The organism is Azospirillum isscasi (assembly GCF_030849505.1).
Classification (GTDB): Bacteria; Pseudomonadota; Alphaproteobacteria; order Azospirillales; family Azospirillaceae; genus Azospirillum; species Azospirillum isscasi.
The window spans coordinates 1-15,483 of the sequence record NZ_JAUJFI010000026.1 but is presented as its reverse complement, the minus strand read 5'-3'; the positions used below and the strand labels follow the sequence as shown (position 1 = coordinate 15,483).

At 68.3% G+C, this 15,483-nt stretch carries 18 protein-coding genes and 2 tRNA genes; 9 read left to right on the top strand and 11 right to left on the bottom strand.

What is annotated here, in order from left to right:
• Nucleotides 1-166 precede the first annotated feature (166 nt).
• From QSG27_RS07870 to QSG27_RS07855, 4 genes are all read left to right on the top strand, one after another.
• Nucleotides 167-1,366: an amino acid ABC transporter permease gene (locus QSG27_RS07870; protein ID WP_306704878.1), complete on the top strand. Its 1,200-nt coding sequence runs from the start codon at nt 167-169 to the stop codon at nt 1,364-1,366.
• Nucleotides 1,367-1,371: 5 nt separating this feature from the next.
• Nucleotides 1,372-2,475, top strand: coding sequence for an amino acid ABC transporter permease (locus QSG27_RS07865; protein WP_306704876.1), 1,104 nt, complete (start codon nt 1,372-1,374; stop codon nt 2,473-2,475).
• A gap of 22 nt (nt 2,476-2,497) precedes the next feature.
• The gene (locus tag QSG27_RS07860; RefSeq protein WP_407653186.1) at nt 2,498-3,274 is read left to right on the top strand and encodes an amino acid ABC transporter ATP-binding protein; all 777 of its coding nucleotides are present in this window, start codon (nt 2,498-2,500) and stop codon (nt 3,272-3,274) included.
• Nucleotides 3,275-3,415: 141 nt separating this feature from the next.
• On the top strand, nt 3,416-4,501 hold the full coding sequence (locus QSG27_RS07855; protein ID WP_306704872.1) for a pyridoxal phosphate-dependent aminotransferase: 1,086 nt from the start codon (nt 3,416-3,418) through the stop codon (nt 4,499-4,501).
• Here QSG27_RS07855 and QSG27_RS07850 read toward each other — a convergent pair.
• The 8 genes from QSG27_RS07850 to QSG27_RS07815 form a co-directional block, all read right to left on the bottom strand.
• On the bottom strand, nt 4,437-5,381 hold the full coding sequence (locus tag QSG27_RS07850; protein ID WP_306704870.1) for a DMT family transporter: 945 nt from the start codon (nt 5,379-5,381) through the stop codon (nt 4,437-4,439). The genes QSG27_RS07855 and QSG27_RS07850 overlap by 65 nt on opposite strands.
• Nucleotides 5,382-5,423: 42 nt before the next feature.
• The gene (locus QSG27_RS07845; RefSeq protein WP_306704868.1) at nt 5,424-6,065 is read right to left on the bottom strand and encodes a GNAT family N-acetyltransferase; all 642 of its coding nucleotides are present in this window, start codon (nt 6,063-6,065) and stop codon (nt 5,424-5,426) included.
• Nucleotides 6,041-6,475: a GNAT family acetyltransferase gene (locus QSG27_RS07840; protein WP_306704866.1), complete on the bottom strand. Its 435-nt coding sequence runs from the start codon at nt 6,473-6,475 to the stop codon at nt 6,041-6,043. Before QSG27_RS07840 ends, QSG27_RS07845 begins: the two co-directional genes overlap by 25 nt.
• Nucleotides 6,472-7,359: a 3-mercaptopyruvate sulfurtransferase gene (gene sseA / locus QSG27_RS07835; RefSeq protein ID WP_306704864.1), complete on the bottom strand. Its 888-nt coding sequence runs from the start codon at nt 7,357-7,359 to the stop codon at nt 6,472-6,474. Before sseA ends, QSG27_RS07840 begins: the two co-directional genes overlap by 4 nt.
• A gap of 15 nt (nt 7,360-7,374) precedes the next feature.
• Nucleotides 7,375-8,082, bottom strand: coding sequence for an alanyl-tRNA editing protein (locus QSG27_RS07830; protein ID WP_306704863.1), 708 nt, complete (start codon nt 8,080-8,082; stop codon nt 7,375-7,377).
• A 16-nt stretch (nt 8,083-8,098) separates the two neighbouring features.
• Nucleotides 8,099-9,103, bottom strand: a complete 1,005-nt coding sequence (locus QSG27_RS07825) for a cysteine synthase A (protein WP_306704861.1) — start codon at nt 9,101-9,103, stop codon at nt 8,099-8,101.
• Between the two features lie 111 nt (nt 9,104-9,214).
• Nucleotides 9,215-9,823 carry an NUDIX domain-containing protein gene (locus QSG27_RS07820; protein WP_306704859.1) on the bottom strand — a complete coding sequence of 203 codons (609 nt, stop codon included), beginning with the start codon at nt 9,821-9,823 and terminating at the stop codon, nt 9,215-9,217.
• Nucleotides 9,824-9,873: 50 nt separating this feature from the next.
• Complete coding sequence (locus tag QSG27_RS07815) at nt 9,874-10,872, bottom strand: S1C family serine protease (protein ID WP_306704856.1); 999 nt, start codon at nt 10,870-10,872, stop codon at nt 9,874-9,876.
• Between the two features lie 190 nt (nt 10,873-11,062).
• On the opposite strand from QSG27_RS07815, the gene QSG27_RS07810 reads away from it, so the two are divergent.
• A complete protein-coding gene (locus QSG27_RS07810) occupies nt 11,063-11,239 on the top strand; it encodes a hypothetical protein (protein WP_306704854.1) in 177 nt (58 codons plus the stop codon).
• A 148-nt stretch (nt 11,240-11,387) separates the two neighbouring features.
• Nucleotides 11,388-11,627 (top strand): hypothetical protein, encoded by a 240-nt coding sequence (locus tag QSG27_RS07805; protein ID WP_306704852.1) that lies wholly within the window; start codon nt 11,388-11,390, stop codon nt 11,625-11,627.
• 41 nt (nt 11,628-11,668) lie between these two features.
• Here the strand turns inward: QSG27_RS07805 and QSG27_RS07800 are convergent, their stop codons facing one another.
• The 3 genes from QSG27_RS07800 to QSG27_RS07790 form a co-directional block, all read right to left on the bottom strand.
• Nucleotides 11,669-11,884: a hypothetical protein gene (locus QSG27_RS07800; RefSeq protein WP_306704851.1), complete on the bottom strand. Its 216-nt coding sequence runs from the start codon at nt 11,882-11,884 to the stop codon at nt 11,669-11,671.
• Between the two features lie 209 nt (nt 11,885-12,093).
• A tRNA-Asn gene (locus QSG27_RS07795) sits at nt 12,094-12,169 on the bottom strand.
• Between the two features lie 219 nt (nt 12,170-12,388).
• Nucleotides 12,389-12,462, bottom strand: a tRNA-Cys gene (locus QSG27_RS07790).
• A gap of 215 nt (nt 12,463-12,677) precedes the next feature.
• On the opposite strand from QSG27_RS07790, the gene QSG27_RS07785 reads away from it, so the two are divergent.
• The 3 genes from QSG27_RS07785 to QSG27_RS07775 all read left to right on the top strand — a co-directional run bounded on the left by QSG27_RS07785 (nt 12,678) and on the right by QSG27_RS07775 (nt 15,153).
• Nucleotides 12,678-13,334, top strand: a complete 657-nt coding sequence (locus tag QSG27_RS07785; protein WP_306704849.1) for a protein-L-isoaspartate O-methyltransferase family protein — start codon at nt 12,678-12,680, stop codon at nt 13,332-13,334.
• Nucleotides 13,335-13,432: 98 nt separating this feature from the next.
• Entirely contained in the window at nt 13,433-13,759 is a 327-nt protein-coding gene (locus QSG27_RS07780; protein WP_137138516.1) for a rhodanese-like domain-containing protein, read from the top strand.
• Between the two features lie 35 nt (nt 13,760-13,794).
• Nucleotides 13,795-15,153, top strand: a complete 1,359-nt coding sequence (locus tag QSG27_RS07775; RefSeq protein WP_306704846.1) for a TolC family outer membrane protein — start codon at nt 13,795-13,797, stop codon at nt 15,151-15,153.
• The last annotated feature ends 330 nt before the right edge of the window (nt 15,154-15,483 follow it).

Sequence of the window (15,483 nt, the reverse complement as noted above, 5' to 3'; positions counted from 1 at the left end):
CGCGGTCCTTCCTTTTTTGACGGCGGGCGCGGCGGCCACAGGGCGACAAAAAACAATGCCCGTGCCGCAGGCCCGTTTTGGGAGACGATATACGTGGCGCGAGTGTGCGGCGGACGTTCGGGAGGCGGCCGGCGCCCTTATGCCATGCTGGTGAGGGGAGAGAACCGTGGCCAGCGAGACCCGGGACACCGCGCGCCCAAGCGCGCCTGGCGGTGTTTCATTTTCCCTCAGCGACCCGACGGTCCGTGCCGTGTTCTACCAGATCCTGGTGGTCGGCATCGTCGTCGCGGTCGGCTGGTTCCTGATCCACAACACGCTCGACAACCTGTCGAAGCGGTCCATCGCGACGGGATTCGGTTTCCTGGAGCGTGAGGCCTCCTTCGGCATCGGTGAGAGCCTGATCGACTACCACCCGCGGGACAGCTACGGCCGGGCCTTCCTGGTCGGCGTGCTGAACACGCTGAAGGTGTCCATCATCGGCGTCGTCCTGGCGACCGTGCTGGGCACGCTGATCGGCGTCGCCCGCCTGTCCAGCAACTGGCTGATCGCCAAGCTGGCCTCCGGCTATGTGGAGATCGTCCGCAACATACCGCCGCTGCTCCAGCTCTTCTTCTGGTACGCGCTGGTGTCGGAAAGCATGCCGCCGGTGCGGCAGGCGCTGAACCCGATCCCTGGCGTGTTCCTGTCGCAGCGCGGCCTGTTCGTGCCGGTGCCCTCCGCCGACCCGGTGTGGGGGCAGATGGGATTCGCGCTCGCAATCGCGGTGATCGTGGTGATCTTCCTGCGGCGCTGGGCCAAGACCCGGCAGGAACGGACGGGACAGCCCTTCCCGATCGGTTCGGCGACCCTGGGGCTGCTGATCGGCCTGCCGCTGATCGCCTACATCGCCGGCGGCGCGCCGACGGCGCTGGACGTTCCGAAACTGCAGGGCTTCAACTTCGTCGGCGGCGTGGTCGTCACCCCGGAGTTCTTCGCGATCCTGGTCGGTCTGGTCGTCTACACCGCCGCCTTCATCGCGGAGGTGGTGCGCAGCGGCATCCTGGCGGTCAACTGGGGCCAGACGGAGGCGTCGCGGGCGCTCGGCCTCGACAGCGGCAGGACGCTGCGGCTGGTCGTGCTGCCGCAGGCGCTGCGCGTGATCGTGCCGCCGCTGACCAGCCAGTACCTGAACCTGACCAAGAACAGCTCCCTGGCGCTCGCCATCGGCTACCCGGATCTGGTGTCGATCGCCAACACGACGCTGAACCAGACCGGTCAGGCGATCGAGGGCGTGGCGATGATCATGGGCACCTATCTGGTCATCAGCCTGGGCATCTCGATCTTCATGAACTGGTACAACAAGCGCATCGCGCTGGTGGAGCGCTGACGGACATGACAGACAACGTCCATACCGGAAGCATTCCCGACGAGCGTCCGCCGGCCAACACCGTCGGTCCCGTGGCGTGGCTGCGCAACAACCTGTTCAACACCTGGTACAACGCGCTTCTGACGATCCTGATCGCCTGGCTGCTGGTCAAGGCGATCCCGCCGCTTCTCGACTGGCTGATCTTCAGCGCCAACAGCTTCGGCACGCCGCCCCAGGTGTGCCGGCAGCAGGGCGGCGCCTGCTGGACCTTCGTCAGCGAGAAGCTGCGCTTCGTCATGTTCGGCACCTTCCCGTACGACGAGCAGTGGCGGCCCCTGGTCACCATCGTGATCATCATCGCGCTGGTGCTGATGAGCTGCGACCGGCGCTTCTGGAAGCCCTGGCTGGGACTCATGTGGGTGGGCGGCCTGACCGCGGTCGGCGTGCTGATGTGGGGCGGCGTGCTGGGCCTGACCTACGTCGAGAACACGCTGTGGGGCGGCCTGCCGCTGACGCTGATGCTGTCGGTGATCGGCCTGTCCGTGGCCTTCCCGGCGTCGATCCTGCTGGCGCTGGGAAGGCGGTCGCAGCTTCCGGCGATCCGCGTGATGTCGGTGACCTACATCGAGCTGATCCGCGGCGTGCCGCTCATCAGCCTGCTGTTCATGGCGTCGGTGATGTTCCCGCTGTTCCTGCCGACCGGCGTGAACTTCGACAAGCTGCTGCGCGCCCAGATCGCCTTCATCATGTTCGCCGCCGCCTATATGGCGGAAGCGATCCGCGGCGGCCTCCAGGCCATCCCGAAGGGCCAGTACGAGGCGGCGGACGCGCTGGGCCTCAACTATTGGCAGGCGATGCGCAAGATCATCCTGCCGCAGGCGCTCGCCATCTCGATCCCGCCGCTGGTGAACACCTTCATCAGCTTCTTCAAGGACACCTCGCTGGTCATCATCATCGGCCTCTACGACCTGCTGGGCACCGCCAAGGCGGCGCTGTCCGACCCGGCGTGGCGCGGCTTCTACCGCGAGGCGTACCTGTTCATCGGGGTGATCTACTGGGTGTTCTGCTACTCGATGTCCAAATACAGCCAGAAGCTCGAACGCGACCTGCGTCGCGGTCACCGACGCTGAGGGAAAGGGAAAAGAGATGACCATGGCCCAGACCGCCGGAACCGCCCGCAGCTTCGCCAAGGGCGAGGAGATCATCCAGTGCCGCGGCGTGCACAAGTGGTACGGCGAGTTCCACGTCCTGAAGAACATCGACCTGTCGGTCGCCAAGGGGGAGCGGATCGTGATCTGCGGCCCCTCCGGCTCCGGCAAATCGACCATGATCCGTTGCCTGAACCGGCTTGAGGAGCATCAGAAGGGCTCCATCGTCGTCGATGGCATCGAGCTGACCGGCAACCTGAAGAACATCGAGCTGGTCCGCCGCGAGGTCGGGATGGTGTTCCAGCACTTCAACCTGTTCCCGCACCTGACCGTGCTGGAGAATTGCACGCTCGCCCCCATCTGGGTCCGCAAGAAGCCGAAGGCCGAGGCGGAGGAACTGGCGATGCGCTACCTGCGGCGGGTGCGCATCGCCGAGCAGGCACACAAGTATCCCGGCCAGCTCTCCGGCGGCCAGCAGCAGCGCGTCGCCATCGCCCGCTCGCTGTGCATGAGCCCGAAGGTCATGCTGTTCGACGAGCCGACCTCCGCCCTCGACCCCGAGATGGTGAAGGAGGTGCTGGACGTCATGATCGGGCTGGCCGAGGACGGCATGACCATGCTGTGCGTGACGCACGAGATGGGCTTCGCCAAATCGGTCGCCGACCGGGTGATCTTCATGGACCGCGGCGAGATCGTGGAACAGAACACGCCCAACGAGTTCTTCAACAACCCACAGTCGGACCGGACGCGGCTGTTCCTCAGCCAGATCCTGAACCACTGAGAGGATTCAACCGCGCCGGAACAGGACGTTCCGGCGCGGTAAACCAACGCAACCCGCAAGGAACGCTGGCGGGTCGTGGCGGTTTCAGGTTCAATGCAGCCCGTTCGTGCTGTTCCCGCGATGCACAACGGAGCTTGCCCTATGGAACTGCTGAGCCCCCGTCCCGGTATCGGGCAGATCAAGCCCTACCGGCCTGCCCGTCCGCCCGAGGACGGCGGCGCCTGGGTCGATCTGTCGCTGACGGTCAATCCGTTGGGACCGGGGCGCAAGGCGCTCACCGCCTACCGCCATGCGGCGGGGCAGATCCACCGCTATCCGGACTGGTCGCAGGACCGGCTGCGCCACGCCATCGCGCGCCGCTACGGCCTGGACGCCGACCACATCACCTGCTCCAGCGGCTCCGACGAGATGATCCACCTCGTCACCCAGGCGTTCGCCGGGCCGGGCGACGAGGTGCTGTGCCACGAGCATGGCTACCGCGGCTTCATGAAGGCGGTCCGCGCCGCGGGGGCGGCTCCGGTCATCGCGGCGGAGCGGGATCTGGTCGTGGATGTCGAGGCCATGATCGACCGGGCCAACGAGAAGACGAAGATCTGCTTCCTCGCCAACCCGAACAACCCCACCGGCACCTACATCCCGTCCGATCTGGTTCACCGGCTGCGCTCCGGCCTGCCGTCCCACACGCTGCTGGTTCTGGATTCGGCCTACGCCGACTATTGCCGCCGCGACAATTACAGCGACGGGACGGAGATCGTGGAAACCTCCGACAACGTGCTGATGGTGCGCACCTTCTCCAAGCTGCACGGGCTGGCCGGGCTGCGGGTGGGGTGGGCCTATGGCCCGGCGGGGGTGGTCGAGGCGATCAACCAGACGCGCGGCCCCTTCAACGTCGGCATCGCCGCCCAGGCCGCGGCGGAGGCCGCCATCGGCGACACCGACCATGAGGAGGCGACCCTCGCCCACAACAGCGCGTGGCTGCCCTGGCTGAGCCACGAACTCGAACAGCTCGGCGTGCGCGTCTATCCGAGCGTCTGCAACTTCATCCTGGCGCGCATCCCCACCGACCCGTCGCTCGGCGTCCAGGCGGTGCTCGACCATCTGGCCCGCCGCGGCATCCTGGTGAAGCCGACCCTGGATTACGGCCTGGCCGACTGCCTGCGCATCACCGTTGGGCTGGAGGAGGAAAATCGGGCTCTGGTTGCGGCTCTGGGAGAGATTCTGAGCTGACCCCGTCCTCCGGAGCGTCAGGCATCGGGTCGGGATGGTGGGCGTGTTCGCGGGCGAAGATGAACAGCCCGGAGCCAACCACGATGACGATGCCGAACAGCGAGAGCAGGTCCGGCCACTCATCGAAGAAGATCGCCCCGATGGCCAGCGCCCATAGGATCTGGCTGTACTGGGCCGCTCCCACCCGGTCGGCGGGGGCATAGGCGGCGGCCAGGGTGAACAGCGCCTGGGCGGCGAAGGTCGTCGTCGCGAAGCCCACCGTCAGAAGCCACTGATCCCGCGTCGGCCATGCGAAGCCGGGGATCATCAGCAGGCCGGACGCGACGGCGGTGGACAGGAAGACTGTCCCGATCAGGGTGAAGCGCTTCTCCGTATGGCCGATCATCCGCCCGGTGACCACCACCACGGCGGAACTGAGGGCGCAGCCCAGCGCGGCGAAATGGCCGGGCAGCAACTCGCGGAAGCCGGGGCGGGCAACGATCAGCACCCCGATGAAGGCCGCCCCGATGGCCAGCCGGCGGCGCCAGCGCACCGGCTCCTTCAGCACCAGGATGGACAGCAGTGTCACGAGGCTGGGCATCAGGAAGATCATCGCGAAGGCTTCCGCGAAGGGAAGGCTCCGGAACGACATGACGCTGAGCGGGGTGGAGGCCGCCACGAAGATCAGCCGCACCGTCATCAGCCAGGGCCGGTTCCAGCGCAGCAGGTCGCCGACCCGGTCCCCCTTCGTCATGAAGACGGGCGAGAGCAGCAACGGCAGGATGTAGGCGAAGAAGGTGACTTCGAACGGATCCAGCCCATGCCCGATGGCCTTCACCAGCGCATCGCCCCAGGCGAAGAAGGCGAAGGCCAGGAACGCGAACAGGATGCCCTTCATCATGGCGTTGGATTCCGGGCAGCCGTTGGGGCGATCACTCGGCGATCACTCGATGATCGGAATGTGCGGCGCCGAGGTCCGCGGCAGCCAGCCGAGGATGCGCGGATCGCGGATCTCGCGGGTCACGTGCCGGTAGGGCACGAATCCCATGGATTGATAGAGCGGCAGCGCCTTCGGATGGTCGAAGGTGCAGGTGTTGACCAACAGCCGTGCCGTCCCGCCCTGCCAGGCCAGCCGGATCGCCGTGTCGAGAAGCCAGGGGCCGAGCCCCAGACCGATGAAATCGGGGATCAGCCCGAAATAGGCCAGATCGGTGTCCTCGTCCCGGCGGTCGATCTCGGCATAGCCGGCGGGCGTGCCGTTGACGTAAAGGACCCAGATCTCCACACGCGGGTCGGTGACGATCCGCCCCAGTTCCGGCATCGGCATGCGCCGCCGCTCGTGCCACAGCCAGGGCTCGCCCACCGTGTCGTACAGATAGCGGTAGTAGGAGGCGGTCGGCGGGTTGGCCCTCACCAGCACCACGTCACCCGCCGGGCGGGGCAGGGGCGTGTGGGCCGGCGGGGCCGTCATCTCCAGATAGGTGACGATGACGGACAGGCAGCCGGGCGGGACCGGCGCCGCAATCTGGGACGGCGGCAGGGACGACCGGAGGGGTGGTGTCAGGGAGAATCGGTCTTCAGCCATTTCTGCATCACGGTAACGGGACCCGTGGCATAACCCAGCCGCTCATAGAACGCCACCACGGCTTGGTTCGTCGCGCGGACCATGAGTTGCGCCTTGGGCATACCTGCCTCCACCAGCCACCCCTCCGCCGCGGCGATCATCGCCCGGCCATGGCCGCGCCCGCGGCAGGAGGGATCGACCGCGAGATAATAGAACCAGCCCCGGTGTCCGTCATGCCCGACCATGACCGACGCGACGGTCCGCCCCCCTTCGCTGCCGATCAGGATCGTGGCGTTCGGCTTCGACACGGCGAGCGTGATGTCGGACACCGGGTCGTTCCACGGCACCACGAGGTTGCAGGCCGTCCACAGCGCCACCACGTCGTCGCGGTCCGCCGCCTCGTAGGGACGGATGTCCAGGGGAACGCTCACCGCGTCACCGGCCCGGTTTCCAGAGGCAGATCGGGGCGCAGCCCCCATTCCGCCCAGGACCCGTCATAGACGGCCACGTCCTCCTTGCCGGCGGCGGCCAGCCCCAGCGCGAGAACGCAGGCGGTCACGCCGCTGCCGCAGGAGGCGACGACGGGCCGCTCCAGGTCGAGGCCGGCGTCCTTCGCCCGTTCCGCGACGGCCTCGGGCGGCAGCAGGGTCTTGCTCTCCGCGTCGATCAGGTCCGTGTAGGGCAGGTTGAGGCTGCCGGGGATGCGCCCGCTGCGGCGGCCCGGCCAGGGCTCGGCGACGGCGCCCTCGTAGCGGTTGGCGCCGCGGGCGTCCACCACCTGATCCGCCCGCGACTCGATGTTGGCGAGCACCTCGTCGGCTCGGCGCAGCAGGCCGGGCCGCAGCGCCGCCGCGAACGCTGCCGGGGCCGGATTGGCCGGGCCGCTCTCCAGGGGAAGCCCTTCCGCGATCCACTTGGGCAGGCCGCCATCCAGCACGGCGACGCGGTTGTGCCCGAACAGGCGGAACATCCACCAGACGCGCGCCGCGGCGGTGGCCATGCCGGCGCTGTCGTAGACGACCACCGTGTCGCCGTTGCCGACGCCCAGCGCACCCACCTTGGCGGCGAAGGTCGCCTCGTCCGGCACCATGTGCGGCAGCGGGTGGGTGTCGGGCTGCGCCACGTCGTCGATGTCGATGGGAACGGCGCCGGGAATGTGCGTCTCCAGGAACTCCGCGCGCGGGTCGCGGCCGGAACCGGGCATGAACCAGGAGGCGTCGAGGACGCGCAGGCCCGGCTGGTTCAGGCGCTCCGCCAGCCACCCCGTCGGAACGACCGGGCCGGGGAGGGTGAGCGTGGTGTGCGATTCGGTCATGGACTGTCCTCCCCTTCAATCCCGGAGCGCGACGATCACGCGCCGGTTCTGCTTGCCCTTGTTTTCGATCTTCACGACGTCCAGCCCGCCGATCTCGCCCAGCCGCTTCACATGGGTGCCGCCGCAAGGCTGGCGGTCCACCCCGGCGATGTCCACCAGCCGGACGCGGCCATGGCCGCGCGGCGGCTTCACCGTCAGGGTGCGGATCAGGTCGGGGTTGGCGTCCAGCTCCGCGTCGGTGATCCACAGGGAACCGACGGGCGTGTCCGCGGCGACCAGCCGGTTCAGCGCCGCCGCGATGGCTTCCTTGTCCAGCCCTTCGGTCGGGACGTTGAAGTCCACGCGGCTGCGCTCCGCCCCCACCTGGGCGCCGGTGATCGACGCGCCGGGCAGGACCGCGCAGACGAGGTGCAGCGCCGTGTGCATGCGCATGTGGCGGTGCCGGCGGTCCCAGTCGATCTCGGCCTCCACCGGCGTGCCGGGGGCGGGCAGGGGTGCGCCGGGTTCGGGCACATGGACCACGTCGTCCGGTCCCTCGCCCTTCACCGTGTCCACGATCCGCAGCACGGTGCCGGCGACGCGCAGCAGGCCGGTGTCGCCGGGCTGGCCGCCGCCGTTGGGGTAGAAGACCGTCCGGTCCAGCCGGATGCCCCGCTCGTCCACGGCGGTCACGGTGGCGGTGCAGGAGGCGGCGTAGGCGTCCTCGCGGAAGATCAGCTCCATGGAACCTCGGGTGCGTTTACGAATCCAGCCAGTCGGGCACAGGCAGATTCTTCTCACGCAGGAACTCCGGATTGAAGAGTTTCGATTGGTAGCGCTGCCCTCCGTCGCAGAGAATCGTCACGATGGTGTGGCCGGGACCCATCTCCCTGGCGATGCGCATGGCCGCCGCCACGTTGATGCCGGACGAGCCGCCCAGCACCAGCCCCTGCGTCCTGATCAGGTCGAAGATGACCGGCAGGGCCTCCTCGTCGGTGATCTGCAACGCCTGATCGACCGGCGCGCCTTCCAGATTCGCGGTGATCCGGCCCTGGCCGATGCCTTCGGTGATCGAGCTGCCCTCGGCCTTCAGTTCCCCATGGGCGTAGTGGTGGTAGAGCGCGGCACCCATCGGGTCGGCCAGCACGATGCGGACGTTCGGGTCGCGCTCCTTCAGCGCCAGCCCGACGCCGGCCAGCGTGCCGCCGCTGCCCACCGAGCAGGTGAAGGCGTCGATCCGCCCCTCGGTCTGGTTCCAGATTTCCGGGCCGGTGGTCAGGCGGTGGCCCTCGCGATTCGCCACATTGTCGAACTGGTTGGCCCAGACGGCGCCGTTCGGCTCGGTCCTGGCCAGCTCCTCGGCGAGGCGGCCCGAGTAGCGGACGTAATTGTCGGGGTTGGAATAGGGCACCGCCGGCACCAGACGAAGGTCGGCGCCGATCAGGCGCAGCATGTCCTTCTTCTCCTGGCTCTGCGTCTCCGGCATCACGATCACGGTGCGGTAGCCGAGCGCGTTGCCGACCAGCGCCAGCCCGATGCCGGTGTTGCCCGCCGTGCCCTCCACGATGGTGCCGCCGGGGCGCAGCAGCCCCCGTCGCTCGGCGTCGCGGACGATGGCCAGGGCCGCGCGGTCCTTCACCGACCCGCCGGGGTTGAGGAACTCCGCCTTGCCCAGGATCTCGCATCCCGTGGCCTTGGACGGCCCTTCAAGCCGAATCAGCGGCGTGTTGCCGATGGAGCCGATGAAGCCGGTGCGGATGTCCACGGAGTGTCTCCCGAAGCGAGTGATGAAGCGGGCAACACTATCGGGTTCGGGGCCAGGGAATTCAAGACGGGCTTGTGAAATGCAGCATTGAACGAATGAATCCTGTTGTTTCTATTTCCCATTCCATTGGGTCCGCAGCCGCTCGCGGTTCCGTGCGAGCCAGCCCAGCGCGATGATGGCGATGGAGTTGTTCAGCCGGTTCTCGTCCAGCATCCGGATTGCCTCGTCGGACGGCACGACGCAAATGCGGATGTCCTCATGCTCTTCCTCCAGACCGCCGGTGGCGGCAAGCCCCTGGCTGTCCACGCGCCCGCAGAAGACGGTGACATGCTCGTCATAGGCGCCGGGGCTGGGGTAGTAGTCGCAGATCGTCTCGATCTCACGGATCGTGCAGCCGGCCTCTTCCACGGCCTCGCGCCGCGCCACGTCCTCGGGCGTCTCGCCCTCGTCCAGCAAACCGGCGACGATCTCCGTCAGCCACGCCGGCCCGCCCGCGGAGGCCGCCCCCACCCGGAACTGCTCGATCAGAACCACGCTGTCCCGGTCCGGGTCGTAGAGCAGCACGCCCACGGCCTGCCCACGCACGCAGACCTCCCGCGGCGGCAGCACGCCGGTCCAGGAGCCGTCGAACTTCTTGTGGCGCAAACGGTAGACGTCGATCTTCAGATAGCCGTCGTAGGCGGTCTTCTTCTCCTGGACCTCGATATCCGGGTGATCCACGGCGGGACTCCTTGGCTTGCGGGGCGTGCACGGTCCAAGGATGTAGCGCATCAGAAGGTCGGGTTCAGCTTCAGCGTGCTGTAACGGTCGACGGACGGGACGGTGACCGGCTCCAGCTTCGGGCCGCGCAGCAGTTCCAGCGGCACGGTGACGCCGGCGGGGCCGAGGTCCCAGACCTTCCGGTAGAAATCCGCCAGCCCCTTCAGCCGCTGCCCGCCGACCCCGACGATCATGTCCCCCGGCCGTATGCCCGCGGTGGCGGCGGGGCCCTGCGGGGTGACCCGCTCGACCAGCAGGCGCCCCTGCTCCTCCCGCAAGGTGACTCCCAGCCAGGGACGGGCGGGCTCCTGCCGCCGCCCGAAGGCCAGCAGGTCGGCCAGGATCGGCTTCAGGGCGGAGACCGGGACGAACATGTTGCCGGGAATCCCGCCATGGGCCGGCATCGCGTCCCGCACGATCAGGGAACCGATGCCGACCAGCTCACCCTTGCGGTCGATCAGGGCGGCGCCGTTGAAGCCGGCGACCGGCGGCGTGGTGAAGATCGCCTCGTCCAGCAGATACTCCCAATAGCCGGCGAACTCGCGCTTCGCGGCGATCAGCACCGGCTGCACGCCGGCGGTGCCGTGCCGGGTGAGCACCATGGCGCGCTCGCCCTCCTGAAGCGCGTCGGAATCGCCGAGCCGGACGGGGGCGGCGCTGAAGCCCATGCCGGCGCGCAGCAGGCCGAATCCGCTGGCCTGGTCGTAGGCCACGAACTCCGCGGGATAGCCGCGCCCGTCGCCGGCGGTGACCTGAAGCTGGGACGCTTCCAGGATCGTGTAGCCGATGGTGAGGATCAGGCCGGACCCGTCGATAACGACGCCGGTGCCCTCGCGCTCCGTGCCGAGCGAGCGGGCGCTCTGGCTGTCGGGAAGGACGGTGGCGGAGATGCGGACCAGGGCGCCCGCCAGCCTGGCGGCGTCGAGCTGATCCGCACGCGCCGCGGCAACGGGGATGAGAAGGGCGAGGAAGGCCATGGTCCAGGGGATGCGGCGCCAGCGACCCGTCATGCTTCCCTCCCTTGCCGGAGCCGAGTCGGGCCGGATGCCGCATCGCTCGATCCCCTGACTAAACATGAGCGCCGGCGCCCCGCCATCAAGTGCTTTCCCGATTCGGCAGGAGATGATGAGTCCGTGCCGTGAAACCTCTCCCCGCCGGGCAGCGTTACCCGCGTCAGCGACACCACGAGGGACGGCAACGATGCCCATCAACAGCGAACGCGAACTCGAACAGGCCGTGGCGGAGTTCCAGCGGCTTGCGGACGCGCCCGCCGGCTCGTCCGGCGAGCGGCGGAAGCTCGAACTGGATGCGGAGATCAAGGCCTTCTACGTCCAGCACGCCGACGACCTGCGCAAAGGCAAGCCGCGCCACGAGTGATTCGCCGCGGGCGGTCCGCCCGGGATGCCACGCCGGACGCGCATTTCTTCATCGACGCGGAGGGGGCGCCTGACCGACACTGCCGCCGCTCCCGGGCCGGTCCGCCGCCCCGGGACGCCGCCGTTGACGGAAGGAGTGCGTCCCCACGATGAAGCGAATCGACAATTGCTACACCTGCCTGTTCTGGGAAGGGCAGGGCATCCGACAGAGGGGACCGAAGGGTGTCTGCCGCCGCTATCCGCCGCAGGTGACCCCGCGCGACACGGAAGGGCGCTTTCCCATCACCTTGTCCACCGACTGGTGCGGCGAATGGAAACGCGACATCGGCGACCCTGCCGGCGAGGCGGCGGACAACCGCCTGATCTACGACGACCCCGAAACCCGATAGCGGACACCGGAGAAGGCGGGTCCGCGGTCCGCTGCCAGCGGTCAGCGGGGCATCGGTGCGACCACCATGGAGCGCTGGTTTTCCGGCAGCACCGCGCTCCCATGGACCAGCATCCGGTGCCAGTCGATGCCGAGCAGGGCGACGGCCAGCGCCATGGAAAGGGCGATGACCGCCACGGCGCCGATCCAGCCGCCGTCCCATCGCGGCCCGTCGGACCCTGCCGGCTCGTCTCGATCGGGTATGGGCTGGGTGGTCATGGGTCGCCTCCGCCGCTGAACAGGCGCAATCCCGACTCGCAAGAGATGTGTAGGAATTGTAACGCCGGGAGCGGGGCGGCGGCATCGGACCTTCGGTCGGAAGGCTCAATCCTTCGGGTGATGCCGGAAGCGGTGGAGCGGGCGCCCGGTACGGGACCCCGATATGAAAAAAGGCCGAGCTCCCTAAGGGGACTCGGCCTTCTTCGAAGTGGCTCCCGGTGCTGGACTCGAACCAGCGACACGCGGATTAACAGTCCGCTGCTCTACCGACTGAGCTAACCGGGATCAGTCTGGCCGACCTTGCGAGGTGCAACGTGCGGCGTGGGCGGCTATATAGCCGACGTTCCGGCGCTTGCCAAGCCTTTTGATGACAAAAATTCGACCGGTGCGGCGGGGCAGGGCGGCGAGGCGGTTCATGGGCCGGAAACGCCGAAACGCACCGCCCCGACTTGGCACGATGCGATGCAACTCACTGTTCTGGCTGGTTTCCAGCCGGATCAAGGATGGAGGCACGGGCGGGAATCGAACCCACGTACACGGATTTGCAGTCCGCTGCATCACCACTCTGCCACCGCGCCATCCTTGCGTCCGGCACCCCCTAACGAGAGCGCCGCGGCGTGGGAGCGGACGTATACTGCGCTTCGATAGGGTGGTCAAGCGCCTTGGTGACGAATTTCAACGAACCGGTGCGGCGTTGTGTTCGTGAGACTTTGAAGATATATACGCGACAAGGCAGCGAGGCCGCGTATCACGGCTTGGCGCCGCGCTCCGTCCACCAGATTAAGCGACCGCCATGTCCGAATACGCCGCCGCCCGTCTCAACATGGTCGAAGGGCAGATCCGACCGAACAAGGTGACCGACCAGCGCCTGGTCGATGCCATGCTGGCCGTTCCCCGTGAACAGTTCGTGCCGAAGGCGGCGCGCGGCATCGCCTATGTGGACGAGGATCTCGCCATCGGCAAAGGCCGCTACCTGATGGAGCCGATGGTCTTCGCCCGCATGCTCCAGGAGGCGGGCATCGGCGAGACCGACGTCGTGCTCGACATCGGCAGCGGCTCCGGCTACTCGACCGCCGTGCTGGCCCGCCTCGGGGCGACCGTCGTCGGCATCGAATCCGACGCCGAGCTGGCCCAGCGCGCGACCGAGGCCCTGGCCGGGGTCGGCGCGGACAACGCCGTGGTCATCACCGCGCCGCTGACCGAAGGCTACCCGGCCCAGGCCCCCTACGACGTGATCGTGATCGAAGGGCTGGTGTCGGACGTGCCGGAGGGCATCCTCGGGCAGCTCGCCGAAGGCGGCCGTCTGGTCGCCGCCGTCCTGGGCGAGCGCGGGGTGGGCGAGGTGAAGCTGTACCAGCGCAGCGGCGGCGTCACCTCCGGCCGCATCCTGTTCGAGGCGCACCCGCGCCCGCTGCCCGGTTTCGAGGCGAAGCCGAAGTTCGTATTCTGACGCACCGGGGCCTCGGCCCCGGTTTTACCTGCCCCCCAAGCCTGTCACCTTGCCTTTCACCGGCCGCGGTTCTGCGGCCCGCAGCGGAGAATCAAGGCATGCCGGCACCGTTCGAAATGGAAGTCGAGGACCTGGACCGCATCCGGACATCCGGCGGCGATCCGCTGGTGCTTGACGTACGGGAACCGGGGGAGGTGGCCATCTGCGCCCTTCCCGACAGCCTCCACATTCCGATGGGGGCGCTGCCCGCCCGCGTCGGGGAGTTGCCGCGGGACCGCGACATCGTGGTCGTCTGCCACCATGGCGGGCGCAGCGCGCAGGTGACCATGTGGTTGCGTTCTCAGGGATTTTCCCGCGCCACCAACCTGAATGGCGGGGTGGATGCCTGGGCGCGCCGAATCGACCCGAACATGAAGGTCTATTGAACATGACTGTGCGAAGCCGTTTCGCGCGCCACTTGATGGCGACCGCCCTCACGCTGGGGGTCGCCTTCGTCGGGAGCATCGACACCGCGTCGGCCCAATCCCTCGAAGACGCGCTAGCGCAGGCCTATTCCAACAACCCGGCGCTCGCCGCCCAGCGCGCCCGCCAGCGCGCCGTGGACGAAGGCGTTCCGCAGGCCCTGTCCGGCTACCGTCCGACGGTGCGGGCGACGGCGGGCATCACCCGCAACGCCACCAACAGCACCTTTCAAGGCGGTGAGACGGGATCGGAGAACAACGCCAAGAGCGTCGGCCTCTCCGCCACCCAGCCGATCTACGACGCGACCGTCGGCCCGGCCGTCCGCCGCGCCGAACGCACCGTCGAAGCCCAGCGCGCCACCGTGCTCGCCAACGAGCAGCAGATCCTGCTGAACGCCGCGGCGGCCTATCTGGACGTTGTGCAGAACCAGGCGGTGCTGGAACTTCAGGCCAACAACGAGCAGGTGCTGCGCCGCCAGCTCGACGCCGCCCGCGACCGCTTCCGCGTCGGCGAGTACACCCGCACCGACGTCAGCCAGTCCGAATCGCGCCTGGCCGCCTCCATCGCCGCCCGCATTTCGGCGGAAGGCACGCTCCAGGCGTCGCGCGCGACCTACGAGCGCGTCGTCGGCTCGATGCCCGGCAAGCTGAAGGCCCCCAAGCCGAAGTTCAAGCTGCCGGCGACTCTGGACGAGGTGGTCGAGATGGCCCGGTCCAACAACCCGTCGGTGCTCTCCGCCTCCTACACCGAAGCGGCGCAGCGCGAGGCGGTGGACCAGCAGTTCGGCCGTCTGTTGCCGTCGGCCAACCTGTCGGCCCAGGCCACCCGCACCATCGACGCGGGCCGTTCGTCCGGCATCGACATCAAGCGGCAGGACGGAGCCCAGCTCACCGCCCAGCTCACCATCCCGCTCTATCAGGCCGGCCTGCCGGAAGCGCTGACCCGCGAGGCGAAGCACACCGCGAATCAGGCCCGCCTGCAGATCGACGACACCCGCCGTCAGGCGGTCGAGGCGGCGATCAGCGCGTGGCAGGGCCTGCAGGCCGCGCGGGCCAGCATCGAGTCCTACAACTCCCAGATCCGGGCCGCCGAGATCGCGCTGGAAGGCGTGCGCCAGGAAGCCCAGGTCGGGTCGCGCACCGTGCTCGACGTGCTGAACCAGGAGCAGGAACTCCTCAACGCCCGCGTCAACCTCGTCCGTGCGCAGCGGACGGAGATGGTCCAGGCCTTCACCGTCCTCGGCGCCATCGGCCAGTTGACCGCGCGGCAGCTCAACCTGCCGGTCCAGTATTACGACGCGGACACGCACTACAAGCAGGTGCGGAACAAGTGGATCGGAACCGGCGTGCCGGAGTGACCGGTCTCGGGTGATCCCTCCAGGGTGATCGTTCCCGGATGATCGAAACGGCCCGCCTCGGCGGGCCGTTTTTGTCTGGTGGCTTTTTACCCAGTCCTGCCCTAGTGTCCGCGTCAGGATGACGTCCCCGGGTTTGCCACGATGAGCGATAAAGGCCAGCAAGAACCGTCGATGGAGGAGATCCTCGCCTCCATCCGCCGCATCATCTCGGAGGACGGCGAACCCGCGAAGGCGGAAGCGGCGCCCCCGCCGCCGCCACCCCCACCTCCACCGCCGCCGCCACCTCCTCCGCCCCCCCCGCCGGGCGGCGCTTCACGATGACCGCCACGC